The sequence below is a fragment of the Candidatus Arsenophonus nilaparvatae genome (genome assembly GCF_045346035.1).
Lineage (GTDB): Bacteria > Pseudomonadota > Gammaproteobacteria > Enterobacterales > Enterobacteriaceae > Arsenophonus > Arsenophonus nilaparvatae.
Genome location: NZ_CP158507.1, coordinates 1,638,525 through 1,652,172 on the forward strand (window position 1 = coordinate 1,638,525; position 13,648 = coordinate 1,652,172).

The window sequence follows — 13,648 nt, forward strand, 5'->3', positions numbered from 1 at the left end:
GCCAGTTTATTGTTAAGCTTACTGTTTTCATGCAATAGTTGTCTGCTTAGGAGTCATAATGCCTGCACAACAACAAATATTTGGTCCTATTTACCCATGGTATATGTTAGTTTTATTGGGATTAATTTACTTCTTATCAACAGCCACCACTTTCACTTCTCTAGGTGTCGTACTACCTAGCATGATCAATGAATTCAATTGGAACTGGGCAGAAGCAGGACTGGGGTTCACGATATTAGGATTAACCTGTGGTTTATCAAGCTATCTACCAACCTTAATGATCCGTAAACTGGGTCTTCGAATAACATTATTATTCGGCCTTACTATTTTTATCCTTGGCTTTTATTGCCTCTATTCTACCGCCAGTTTATTTGATTACTTTTCTGGTACTGCCTTGTTAGGCATTGGCTTTACTTTTTTAGCAACGGTACCAGGTACTTATGTTATTTCGCGATTGTTTGAAAAACAATCACTCGCTTTTGGCTTCTACTTCACTATTGGTGGCTTAGGCGGTGTGGTAGGCCCTTGGATCTATTTCCTGGCAACACGTGTCTGGGGTTCATGGCGCATACACTGGGTCATTTCAGCGCTTTGTTTGGCCATTGTTGTTTTTATTACACTATTAACCTTACGCGAAGGCCAACGTGAAATTTCACATGCCAAAACGATCGCTGACAAATTGACACAACACTCTTCAGAAACAATTTACAAAACGAAAGAAATATGGACTGCCAGTGGTGCCCTACGCACCTGGCAATTTTATATCATTGCCGCTAGCTATACCGCCTTTCTTTGGTGCGGTATTACCGTTAATAGCTTTGCCGTTGCCCACATTATAGAACAAGGTTTTAGCGAAACAATTGCCGCAGGTTCCTTAAGTGCAATGGCGTTTATCAACGCCTTCTCTCGCCTGGCTGGCGGTGCAGTCGGCGAGCAGCTAGAGCCAAAAAAATTATTAATAATCAGTCTAATAATTATTATTTGTGGACTTATTGCCCTCAGTTTTGCCACAATCTGGCTGTGGCTAATCTTATTTACTATTGGTGTTGGAGTCGGTTATGGCATGACCTTTCTAGCCTCAAGTGTTTTACTGGCTAATTATTTTGGTCGAGATCCATACCTGGAGCTTTTTTCTGTCATGAACTTACTCTCTACTTGCGCCTGTTTTGCCCCATTCTTTGGCGGAATAATAAAGGATTATACAGCGAGTTTTACTCCGGCATTTTTAATTATTACCATTCCTGTTTTCATCATTTTATCACTAACATTATTCATGAAACCGCCAGTACAGCGATTACCTCAAAATTACAAATTGTAATTAAAAACAGACTTATTTTACTTATTTAGCGCTTTATCTGTTGGCATTAAGAATCAATACTAATACGTAGAATGATAATTTTATTGAGATCAAAAACTATGAAAAGAGTGATTTTTATTACCGGAACCTCAAGTGGCATTGGATTATGCGCTGCCAAAATTTTGCTAACCAAAGGTTATCGAATATTAGCGGGTTGTCGTAAAGAAGCCGATTTAATTACCATGAAAACACTAGGCTTTGAACCGATTAAAATCGATATGGATAATGCAGAAAGTGTAAAACAAGCAGCCCAACAAGTTATCGAATTAACTAATGGCCGATTATATGCCTTATTTAACAATGCCGGCTATGGTGTTTATGGCTCACTGAATACCATTAGTCGACAACAACTAGAGCAGCAGTTTTGCACTAATTTTTTTAGTATCCATCAGCTCACCACTCTATTGCTACCGGCCATGCTACCATATAACGAAGGGCGTATCATTCAGACCAGCTCTGTGTTAGGAATTGTCTCTTCTGCTGGTCGTGGGGCCTACGCGGCCAGTAAACATGCTTTAGAGGCTTGGTCAGATGCACTTCGTCTTGAACTAAAAGGCTCGGGTATAAAAGTTTGTATTATCGAACCTGGCCCAATTAAGACACGTTTTACTGACAACGTCGATCAAACCAACAAAGATAATCCGGTTGAAAATCCAACTATCGCTGCAAGGCTAGCATTAACACCAGAACACGTTGTCAAACGACTACTCCATGCATTAGAGAGTCCCAAGCCTAAAATTCGCTACCCAGTAACACTATTAACTTACGCTATTGCCTTTATGAAACGTCTATTACCTGATCGGTTAATGGATAAATTTTTAACATAACAAATATCTTTTTCCCCTTGAAATAACCAAGTTTGAGCTTATTTTATAGGGATCACCGAACATAATTTAAGAGAAACATCATGCTAGCAGCTGCTTATGCCATCGACGTAAACGAATCTAATCTGCAACAAGTCATCGAACAATCAATGACGCAACCGGTTGTTTTCTATTTTTGGTCACCACAAAGCTCTCATTGCCAAACCTTAGGTACCACGCTGGATAAATTAGCGGCTGAATATGCTGGCCAATTCACGCTAGCAAAAGTCAATTGTGACACCGAGCAAATGGTTGCCGCTCAGTTTGGATTACGAGCCATTCCAACTGTCTATTTATTACAGCAAGGTCAACCGATTGATGGCTTTCAAGGACCTCAATCTGAAGAATTTATCCGCGAAATGTTAACGCATGTCCTACCAACAGCAGAAGAATTAAAAATTGCTCAAGCGACTGAATTAATGGCCGCTGGAAAAACCGCCGAAGCTTTGCCCTTGCTAAAAGAAGCCCATCAACTAGCGCCTAAAAATAGTGACATTAGCCTAACTTATGCAGAAGCATTAATTACCCTCAATCAGTTAGATGAAAGCCAAAAAATTTTGAACACCATTGCTATTCAAGATCAAGATAGCCGTTATCAAGGTTTATTAGCCAAAATTGAACTACAAAAGAAAGCCGCAGATACACCGGAAATTAAGCAACTACAAGAAACCTTCGCTCAACAGCCAGAAAATGCCGAACTAGCGGTACAATTGGCACTTAAACTACATGAAGTAAATAGAAATGAAGAAGCATTAGAAATTTTGCTAACATTTCTTAAGAAAGATTTGTCGGCAGGAGACGGTTCTGTGAAAAAAACGATGATGGATATTTTATCTGCCTTAGGCTCTAGTGATCCCTTAACAAATCGCTACCGTCATCAAATTTACTCACTACTTTACTAACATCAAACAGGAAAAACGCGATGGACTTATTTTCTTTTGGTGCCATACCCATCATTATTTTTGTTGCTATTGTCATTGTTTTAACTTGTGTGAAAACCGTGCCACAAGGTTTTCAATGGACGGTTGAACGTTTTGGCCGCTACACCCGTACACTACTACCAGGTTTACATTTCATTGTTCCGTTCATGGATAAAATTGGAAGAAAAATCAACATGATGGAGCGAGTTTTCGATATTCCATCGCAAGAAGTTATTTCTAAAGATAATGCCAATGTCACTATTGATGCCGTTTGCTTTATTCAAGTTGTTGATCCCGTTCGTGCCGCATACGAAGTGAATAACCTTGAATTATCTGTAATTAATCTCACCATGACCAATATTCGTACGGTATTGGGTGCGATGGAACTAGATGAAATTTTGTCTCAACGAGATGTAATCAATGGTCGTTTACTGCATATTGTCGATGAAGCTACCAATACCTGGGGGCTTAAAATCACCCGAATTGAAATCCGTGATGTTCGGCCGCCGAAAGAATTAATTAATGCTATGAATGCGCAAATGAAAGCAGAGCGAACTAAGCGCGCTGACATTCTTGAGGCTGAAGGGATACGCCAGGCAGCTATTCTAAAAGCTGAAGGTGAAAAGCAGTCACAAATTTTAAAAGCTGAAGGTGAACGTCAATCAGCATTTCTACATGCTGAAGCGAGAGAGCGCGCGGCAGAAGCCGAAGCCAAAGCAACCCAAATGGTCTCTAATGCCATTGCCAATGGTGATATGCAGGCGATAAACTATTTTATTGCACAAAAATATACCGAGGCGCTAACCAATATTGGTAAAGCTGATAACAGCAAAGTGATTATGATGCCGCTTGAAGCAAGTAATTTAATGGGTGCTATTGGTGGCATTAGCGAACTATTTCAAGACAACAAAAAACGCGATAGCCAAAAAAGCAATCAAACATAACTAGAGGTATTAAACGATGCTTGAGCAAATAATTGCGCAACCAGCCTGGTTTTGGCTCTGTTTAGGTGGATTACTGTTAATTGCTGAGCTACTCGGTGCCGGCGGTTATCTACTCTGGTCTGGTGTTGCTGCCGTTATCATGGCGCTTATTACCTGGCTTATACCTGAAATGAGTTGGGATTGGCAAGGTCTATTATTTGCCATTATGATCATTCTTTCTGTATTGGGTTGGCGTAAATGGCTTAGCATACGTAATAAATCAATGCCCGATGAACCTAATCAAAAGCAACATCAATTAATTGGCACAAAAGCACGTTTAATCTCAGATACCAATAATGGCTATAGCAGAATACGACTGGCTGATGGTAGCTGGCGGGTTTATTGTTCTCAGCAATTATTAGCTAACACTGAAGTCGAAGTGATTGATGTCGATGGTATTACGCTAACCGTCAAACCGGTTTGGTCTAATCAACATGATGACCAACCAGATGATCAATAATCGGGCATTTTGCATTGTCATCCCCTGGACACGATGCAACCAATGAAAGCAAGCTATCGCGGATCAAATTAAGTTCGGTAATGGTTTTTTCAATTTCACTAATTTTATTTAACGTCGCCGCTTTTATATCCGCACTGTGGCGACGTGGATTACGGAAAAGTTCAAGTAATTTCCGACACTCTTTTAACGTAAATCCAACCTCTCTGGCTTGCTTTAATAATGTTAACTCTTCCAAGTGAGCAGGTTGATAATGGCGATAGCCATTTTCACTTCTCGCTGGCGGAGTAATTAATGACTTTTCCTCATAAAACCGAATTGTCTTGGCACTTAATCCCGTTTTCTCTGCAACTTGAGTAATATTCATTATTTCTCCTTGACCTTACCCTTACTAGAAGGTTTAACCTTTATGATAATCCAGGTTATTTCAGCCATAATGTTAGGACGTAATTAGCATTATACCAATTAATTTATTGTATGCATTAGGAGTGTCAATCATGCCTAATATCACCATTCTAGCGCTACAAGGACTGACTTGCTCCAATTGTATTAGCAAGCTAACTAAAGCGCTGGAAGCACTGCCAGACATACAACAAGTTGCCGTTACACTTAATTATGCCAAAGTTACCGGTTCTGCTTCAGTACAAGATATAATTAAAACCATAGAACAAGCCGGTTACCAAGGGAAAGTGGCAACACAACCTGATATTAAACTACAGCTTACAGGGCTCAATTGCCGCAACTGTGTCAATAAAACACAACAAACATTGGAAAATATCAGTGGTGTTGCCGCCGCCATAGTAACCACTCAAACAGCTCAAATTTTTGGTACTGCCAAGCCCACAGAGCTAATTGCGGCGGTTAAATCGGCCGGCTACCAAGCGACATTGGAAACAGCAAGCAATCCTTCCATTCGCCAACAATCAGCCACACTATCACCCGAGACAACCCAAACAGTTAGCAAACAAACTGCATCAGATAAACTTGAGAAAGTAAATATTGATAGTGAGACAATACAATTACTCATCAATGGTATGACATGTGCCAGCTGCGTTAATAAAGTACAAAAAGCGTTACTTAGTATTCCAGGCGTACAAAACGCTCAGGTTAATTTAGCCGAACGCAGTGCTCTAATCACCGGACAAGCTAAACATCACGCATTAATTCAAGCGGCGCAAAAAGCAGGTTATGACGCCGAAGTCATTGATAATGAAATAGAACATCGAGAAAAACAACAGCAGCTAACCAAGGACATTATACGCAAATTTCGTTGGCAAGCCGCTTTAGCACTACTAATTGGTATCGCTGTTATGATTTGGGGCATGATTGGCAACCATATGATGTTAAGTGAAGAAAATCAATTTAGCTGGCTGCTTATTGGTATGCTCACTCTGATTATCATGGTTTTAACTGGTGGCCATTTTTATTATAACGCCTGGAGAAGTCTAAAAAATGGCAGTGCAACAATGGACACCCTGGTCGCACTTGGAACCGGTGCCGCCTGGCTATATTCAATTAGCGTTAATTTGTGGCCAGATAAATTTCCTTTCCAGGCTCGTCATCTTTATTATGAAGCCAGTCTAATGATCATTGGTTTAATTAATCTTGGCCATGCATTAGAACAAGGTGCCCGTCAACGTTCATCAAATGCGCTAAAGCGATTACTTGATCTCACTCCACCCACTGCACTGGTTATTAGTGAAAAGGGCGAAAATAGAGTGCCACTGTCACAAGTTGAACAAGGTATGGTATTACGTCTAACTACCGGTGATCGCATTCCCGTTGACGGTGAACTGACTAGCGGTGAAATTTGGCTAGATGAATCCATGTTAACTGGGGAGGCTATTGCACAATATAGGACCGTAGGTGAAAAAGTACATGCAGGAACGGTGGTACAAGATGGTACTGCATTATTGCGGGTTTCGGCAGTCGGCCAATATACCACCTTAGCACGCATTATTAAATTAGTGCGCCAAGCACAAAGCAGTAAACCAGCAATAGGACTACTGGCTGATAAAATCGCCGCTATTTTCGTCCCTACTGTGATCATAATTGCCTTAATTGCCGGAACTATCTGGTATTTTTTTGGACCATCACCTCAAATCAGCTATGCATTAATAGTTACCACCAGCGTACTCATCATCGCCTGCCCATGTGCACTTGGTCTAGCAACGCCAATGTCAATTATTGCGGGTGTTGCTCGCGCAGCAGAATATGGCGCTCTAATACGCGATGCCGAAGCCTTACAACAAGCTAGCAACCTAGACACCTTAGTTTTCGATAAAACCGGAACATTAACGCTAGGTAAACCTGAAGTCACAGAAATTCATACTTTTAATCAATTTGAACAATCCCAAGTACTAGCCATTGCTGGCGCCCTTGAGCAAGGTGCTAATCATCCATTAGCGAATGCGATTTTAGCGAAAAGCGTTGGGTTATCGTTACCAGAGGTAAATCAGTTTCGCACTTTAGCTGGCGCCGGAGTGAAAGGTGAAATCGACAATAAAACAATTTTGTTAGGCACCCAGGCCCTGATGTCACAATACTCGATTAGCAGCCAACAAGTTGATCAATTAATTGCTAAACAAGCCAGTAATGGGATCACTCCGGTCTTACTGGCCATTGATAATCAATTAGCTGCATTATTTTCAATTCGAGATCCACTACGAGAAACCGCCATTAGTGCTTTACAGCGGCTACATAAGCAAAAATATCAATTGATCATGTTAACCGGTGATAATCCAATCACTGCCAATGCCATTGCTAAAGAATTGGGAATCGATCAAGTGTTTGCCGGTGTATTGCCCGATAAAAAAGCAGCCGTCATCGCACAACTACAAAAGAGTGGTCATAAAGTTGCCATGATTGGTGATGGCATTAATGACGCCCCTGCTCTAGCTCGTGCTGATGTTGGTATTGCCATGGGGAGCGGTAGTGATATTGCAATTGAAACAGCCGCTATCACATTAATTAATCATAACTTACATAGTGTTGCTGATGTGGTGCAAATTGCCCAAGGGACTTTGCGTAATATGAAACAAAATCTGTTTGGTGCGTTTATTTACAACACACTGGGCATCCCCATCGCAGCAGGTCTATTTTATCCATTTACTGGAACCTTACTTAATCCGGTTATTGCTAGTGTCGCTATGGCATTGTCATCAATTACTGTCGTTAGTAATGCAAATCGTTTATTGCGATTTAAACCTAAGTAATAAATTATCATCCACCAGTTAACAAAACGGTGACTAAAGTTCAGTTACCGTTTTTTATAAAGCATAGAAAATCTTGTACTCAATGATTAAAAACAGCTAACCTATTAAACTGGCAATGAGCAATTTTTGTGTTAAGGGGAAATGAAGAATGGTAGAGCCTGTATTATCTAGGCTAAAAAAATATTTGATTGCCAATAAGACTAAACATTATCCTTATCCTGCTTATGATGTTAGCCTGGCCGGAAATATTCATCTGCATCTCGTTGGTAGTATTCATATGGCCAGCAAAAATATGTTCCCGCTACCTCAAACTCTAATAAACAAACTCAATCAATGCGATGCTTTGATTGTTGAAGCCGACATTACTGATACAGTGCCTCCCTTAACTAACAATTCTGATATCCCTTGCCCACCGGTCAAACAACGGCTTTCACCTTCACTATATCTGAAATTTAAACATTATTGCCAAGAAATCAAACTGCACTACGAACAATTAGATACTCTTGCTGCCTGGCAAATTGCGTTGTTCTTACAAGCCAATCAAGCGCAGAGCCTAGGATTATTTCCTCAATACGGGATAGATTATCAACTGCTGCAAGTTGCACAGCAACAGCAGAAACCGATCATTGAACTAGAAGGTGCCGCCTCCCAAATCGAGCTCCTCATGAATTTACCCAATAATGGACAATCTTTATTGGAAGATACCTTGACATATTGGCGCTCTAATGCTCGTTCGCTACAGATAATGTTGAGTTGGTGGATAAACTTCAAACCTGAGCTGAATTTAAAATTACCGAGAACCTTTCGCGATGATGTTTATCAGTTATTAATGCAAGAACGTAATTTATTATGGTGTCAAAAGTTAAAAAAATTGTCAGCGGGTCATTATGTAGTGGCCGTTGGCGCTTTACATTTATATGGCGACAACAACCTTGCTAACTTATTTAAACGACAAATCGATTAATTCAATTCCAGTTTTTATTTAAGCGATATTGCCAATCAAAATAATAAAATGGCAATTTAACCACCCGCTATAACATTACCTAAAATAAGGTTTTTATATGACCCCCGCTATTAACTTATTGCAAAAAAACAGAATCAAATATGTGCTACATAGCTATAAACATGATGCTCATCTACATCATTTCGGTCAAGAGGCGGTGGAAAAATTGGCGCTTGATGCCAGGCAAGTATTTAAAACGCTACTGGTAGCGTTAAATGGAAATAGCAAACATCTCATCGTTGCTATCACACCGGTATCTGGACAACTTAATTTGAAACGCGTTGCCAGCACATTTAACGCCAAAAAAGCAGAAATGGTTGATCCTCAAATCGCCCAAAAAATAACAGGCTATTTATTAGGCGGAATTAGCCCATTAGGACAAAAAAAATGTCTGCCCACTATTATTGATGAACAAGCCAAGCAATTTGCCACTATTTATATTTCAGGTGGAAAAAGAGGACTTGAGATTGAACTTGATCCCAACGATTTAGCTTATTTATTAAATGCAATTTTTGCCAATATAAAAAGTGATAAATAATACCGAATTAATCAATGATTAATAATTTCTTTACCGGGCGCATAATCATTAACTTTTAACGGCGCATGTTTTTCAATAAAATGCTTTAATACCTCAGTGTCCACCAATCCCGAATTGACATAATTTGGATGATGGCTAATTTTCGGGTAACCATCACCACCAAAAGCAATAAAATCTAGTGTTGCCATCCGATAATGCTTTTTAATATCTAGTGGCTGACCGGCTATTTTAATATCTGTAATCGTGCCATCTTTATGACGAATTAAACTGATATTATAGAATTGGGCATAAGCCCCCGAACCGGGCGTCATACTAGCAACGGCTGCCAAATAATTTTTCACTTCCTGACCATTAAAATCAACATAGGCTACATGATTAGCAAAAGGTAAAACCTTAAATACTTGTCGATAACTGATCTCACCTCGTTCAATAGAATTACGGATCATGCCACTGCTCATAATGGCAAAGTCGGCATTTACACGTTCCACTTGCGACGCTAAAATCAGCCGTGCCAAATTAGTTTGCTCAAAACGTATTTTGTTGCGGGAACCTTGTAATCGACCATCAACGAAACCTAATTTCATATCTAATTGTTGACGGCCTTTTGTCTGAAACGGAGAAAGTAATTTTACCATATCAACATCGGGCGGAATTTCTCGTGTATAAAGAGTTAGCTCTGTCGAACCATCTTCATTAAGCCGTTTCTTTTTTAAATTAATAGGAATAAGTCGATAACGGGTTAAAATAAATTTGCCATTTTTAAATTCAAAATCAGCCCGCCCAACATATTTTCCCCATTCATGAGCCTGCACAATCCAAGTTCCATTTTGACGATCTGGGATACATAATGTACCAGGCACATAATCAACTTGTTTGTAATTTGTCCTGCTGACGGACATGCAAACGGGATCTTGAGAATGACCGCCCACTATCATATCCAAATATCCAGTCGGTAAACTACGCGCCATTTCAACATCACCAGGAGCATTAGAACCATGTTCACCATTGTTATAATGTCCCATATGCGTCGCTGCAATAACGATATCGGGCTTTTCATTAACACGTAAAGATTGGATCACCGTTTTTGCTTCATTGATAGGTGAACGGAATTCTATATCGGAAAATATCCCTGGGTTACCTAACTTAACAGTATCGTCGGTAGTTAAACCAATAACGGCAATTTTAATGCCCTGTTTATTAAAAATAAGATAGGGTTTGAATAATCTCTGGCCAGTACTGGTTTGATAAATATTGGCTGACAAAAAAGGAAAAGTTGCCCATTGTTGTTGTTTGCGTAAGATCGCCAAAGGTTTATCAAACTCATGATTACCAATTGCCATTGCGTCATAACCAATCATATTCATGCCTTTAATATCTGGTTTAGCATCTTGCAAATCGGATTCAGGCACACCTGTGTTAATATCTCCACCGGAAAGCAGTAAAACAATTCCCCCTTTTTTTGCAACTTCATGGCGAATTTCTGCAACTAATGTTTTTTGCGCTGCTAACCCATATTCTCCGTTTTTGTTATGCCAAAAATGACCATGATGATCATTGGTATGTAATATTGTGATAGAGTAAATTTTATCTTTTTGCCATGCAATTGCGGTTGGACTTAATAACAACCATAAAAATAACATTATCCCACCCAGGGAAGTCTTAAGTGACAATCGCATATCTGTCTCCACACCATTAAAAATTTATACCTCTGTATTTCATCAAATAATTTATTTTATATCCTATAAAAATAAGTCTCTATTTTGTTATTTACTAAATATTTTATTTGATTATTACAACATAAATCGTTTTGGCCATTACGCAAGATAAAAGTATTGCTAGTCATAATCTCAATTAAATAACAAAATAGAGACTGAATCGCTATTGCTAAAGGAATAGTGGACAATGATTATTTTAATTCAGTTAATTCACTGAAAAACTTAATAAAACCATATGGAAAACATTAGATAATTGTTGTTATTGTTAGCCTAAATGGCAATAAAAATGCTCAGTCAAAAAATAATCAATCAATTCATTTTGATTTTTGCAAATTTTTTTATTTTATTAGCATAAATAACTACTATACTTGTTATTTGATACATCATTTTGCTAATTATATCCAAAATGTAAAAGTATCAACCTAATGATTCTATTGTTGAGATGATTGATAAATACCCTTTGCATTAACCTTTGGAGACAATTGACATCGTTTCAGCAGTTAAAATTATATTACACAGAAAGTGTATTGAATTAATTAATTCAACCTGGATTTTTTATCATTATCATTTTTTTTGACCACATCATTATCAAATAAGAATAAAAAAAAGAATAATAGTTTATATTATAATATATTATAAAATAATAAATTATAGTTATAATAGTTAATATGGTTATTTACTTGGCATTTTTATAAAAAAAACAAGCTATTTGTTTTCTTTTTATCGTTAACTGCTTTTTTATTATTTATAACGTAATTTTTTAGCGCTTTTTTAGTCTATAGCAGATAAAATAAGTTTGAATTCTATATAACGTATTTTGTCATCCCAAAAAGAGGAGATTTAATGGATCATTCAGCATCATCCCTCATCACAACAATTGTTGGTGGTTTAGCTCTTGCCTATCTATTTGGTATGATTGCACAACGGCTAAGGATATCACCGTTAGTCGGCTATTTATTGGCCGGTGTTCTTATTGGTCCATTTACGCCAGGTTTTGTTGCAAATACAAATTTAGCCAGTGAACTCGCCGAAATTGGTGTTATATTATTGATGTTTGGTGTTGGCTTACATTTTTCCTTAAAAGATCTTTTAGCCGTAAAATCGATTGCTATTCCTGGTGCTATCGCTCAAATAATTACAGCCACCTTATTAGGTCTTGGTTTAGCCATGCTATTTGGTTGGGGTATATTTGCTGGTATCGTTTTTGGTCTTTGTCTCTCAACAGCCAGTACTGTAGTGCTATTAAGAGCATTAGAAGAACGTCAACTGATCGATAGTAAACGAGGCCGAATTGCCATTGGCTGGCTGATTGTCGAAGATTTAGTCATGGTCTTGACCCTGGTATTGCTGCCAGCAATTGCCGGTATTCTCGATAGTAATAATGCCAGTTTTAGTGAGCTCGCCATTAAATTAACCATTACCGTTGGTAAAGTGGCTATTTTTATCATCATTACCCTTTTCATCGGTCGCCAACTTATTCCATGGATGCTAGCCCGTACTGCGGCAACCGGTTCTCGTGAATTATTCACACTAGCGGTTTTAGTACTAGCACTCGGTATTGCCTATGCCGCGGTAACTCTATTTAATGCTTCTTTTGCCCTTGGCGCATTTTTCGCTGGTATGATCCTAAATGAATCTGAATTAAGTCATCGAGCTGCACAAGATACACTACCTTTGCGAGATGCATTTGCAGTTCTATTTTTTGTATCGGTCGGTATGCTTCTAGACCCTATTATATTAATAGAACATCCACTCGCGGTATTGGCGGTTTTAGCAATTATTACTATTGGTAAATCACTCGCCGCATTACTGTTAGTGAGACTATTTGGTCATAGCCGCCGAACCGCCTTAACTATCGCAATAAGTCTGGCACAAATCGGTGAATTCTCTTTCATCCTGGCCGGAATGGGAATAACTCTCAATGTATTTGATAGTCAAGCGCCAAACCTGGTTTTAGCTGGTGCTATCGTCTCTATTATGATTAATCCATTACTATTTAGCTTACTTGACCGTTATCTGAAAAAAACCGAAACAACAGAGGAAGAATTATTAGATGAAACGCAGGAAGAAGTTGCACAAATTCCTGTCGATATTTGCGGTCATGCAATTATTGTTGGTTATGGTCGTGTTGGTACTATTCTGGCTGAAAAATTACGCCAAAAAGATATCCCGATTGTCGTTATCGAAAATACACGCGCCCGATTTGAAGAATTAGCTAAAAATGGTTTCCGTTCACTAATTGGCAATGCCGTAAATAAAGCACTAATGAAGCTGGCTCGCATAGATTGTGCCCAAACACTTTTAGTCACCGTTCCAAATGGTTATGAAGCTGGGCAAATTATTGAGAAGGCTAGGTCATTAAACCCTGATATCACTATTATTGTTCGTGCCCACTATGATGATGAAGTTAGATATATTCGTGAACGTGGCGCAAATCACATCGTTGTTGGTGAACATGAAATAGCCAAAACCATGGCACATTTCCTGTCTAAAAAGAAAACAGTAGGCTGTACCATTAATAATAATGACGATAATTTATTATCAGGCACTAAAGATTTAGATAAATACTTAAAACCTGATACTTCTAACTAGCCGAT

The 13,648-nt window shown here is 38.7% G+C and carries 11 protein-coding genes; 9 read left to right on the forward strand and 2 right to left on the reverse strand.

Translation table 11 applies throughout. The features are described 5' to 3' along the window. Positions 1-58: 58 nt before the first annotated feature. The 5 genes from WH390_RS08015 (at position 59) to WH390_RS08035 (ending at position 4,583) form a co-directional block, all read left to right on the forward strand. Positions 59-1,318, forward strand: a complete 1,260-nt coding sequence (locus WH390_RS08015) for a CynX/NimT family MFS transporter (RefSeq protein WP_032115158.1) — start codon at positions 59-61, stop codon at positions 1,316-1,318. Positions 1,319-1,416: 98 nt separating this feature from the next. Next, positions 1,417-2,184: an SDR family oxidoreductase gene (locus WH390_RS08020; protein ID WP_032115157.1), complete on the forward strand. Its 768-nt coding sequence runs from the start codon at positions 1,417-1,419 to the stop codon at positions 2,182-2,184. Between the two features lie 80 nt (positions 2,185-2,264). Continuing rightward, complete coding sequence (locus WH390_RS08025; RefSeq protein ID WP_032115156.1) at positions 2,265-3,122, forward strand: co-chaperone YbbN; 858 nt, start codon at positions 2,265-2,267, stop codon at positions 3,120-3,122. A gap of 20 nt (positions 3,123-3,142) precedes the next feature. Further along, positions 3,143-4,084, forward strand: a complete 942-nt coding sequence (locus tag WH390_RS08030; protein ID WP_032115155.1) for an SPFH domain-containing protein — start codon at positions 3,143-3,145, stop codon at positions 4,082-4,084. A 16-nt stretch (positions 4,085-4,100) separates the two neighbouring features. Beyond that, the gene (locus tag WH390_RS08035) at positions 4,101-4,583 is read left to right on the forward strand and encodes an NfeD family protein (protein ID WP_310510324.1); all 483 of its coding nucleotides are present in this window, start codon (positions 4,101-4,103) and stop codon (positions 4,581-4,583) included. Here WH390_RS08035 and cueR read toward each other — a convergent pair. Further along, complete coding sequence (gene cueR / locus WH390_RS08040; RefSeq protein ID WP_032115154.1) at positions 4,549-4,947, reverse strand: Cu(I)-responsive transcriptional regulator; 399 nt, start codon at positions 4,945-4,947, stop codon at positions 4,549-4,551. The two genes, WH390_RS08035 and cueR, sit on opposite strands and share 35 nt — an antisense overlap. A gap of 130 nt (positions 4,948-5,077) precedes the next feature. Here cueR and copA point away from each other — a divergent pair, with 130 nt between their 5' ends. The 3 genes from copA (at position 5,078) to ybaK (ending at position 9,336) form a co-directional block, all read left to right on the forward strand. Continuing rightward, positions 5,078-7,795, forward strand: coding sequence for a copper-exporting P-type ATPase CopA (gene copA / locus WH390_RS08045; protein ID WP_032115153.1), 2,718 nt, complete (start codon positions 5,078-5,080; stop codon positions 7,793-7,795). 148 nt (positions 7,796-7,943) lie between these two features. After that, complete coding sequence (locus tag WH390_RS08050; protein ID WP_052044843.1) at positions 7,944-8,759, forward strand: TraB/GumN family protein; 816 nt, start codon at positions 7,944-7,946, stop codon at positions 8,757-8,759. A 97-nt stretch (positions 8,760-8,856) separates the two neighbouring features. Next, positions 8,857-9,336, forward strand: a complete 480-nt coding sequence (gene ybaK, locus WH390_RS08055) for a Cys-tRNA(Pro)/Cys-tRNA(Cys) deacylase YbaK (protein WP_032115152.1) — start codon at positions 8,857-8,859, stop codon at positions 9,334-9,336. An 11-nt stretch (positions 9,337-9,347) separates the two neighbouring features. Here ybaK and ushA read toward each other — a convergent pair whose 3' ends face one another. Then, a complete protein-coding gene (gene ushA, locus WH390_RS08060; RefSeq protein WP_032115151.1) occupies positions 9,348-11,012 on the reverse strand; it encodes a bifunctional UDP-sugar hydrolase/5'-nucleotidase UshA in 1,665 nt (554 codons plus the stop codon). An 882-nt stretch (positions 11,013-11,894) separates the two neighbouring features. Here ushA and ybaL point away from each other — a divergent pair. Continuing rightward, entirely contained in the window at positions 11,895-13,643 is a 1,749-nt protein-coding gene (ybaL, locus tag WH390_RS08065; protein WP_032115150.1) for a YbaL family putative K(+) efflux transporter, read from the forward strand. Positions 13,644-13,648: the final 5 nt, after the last annotated feature.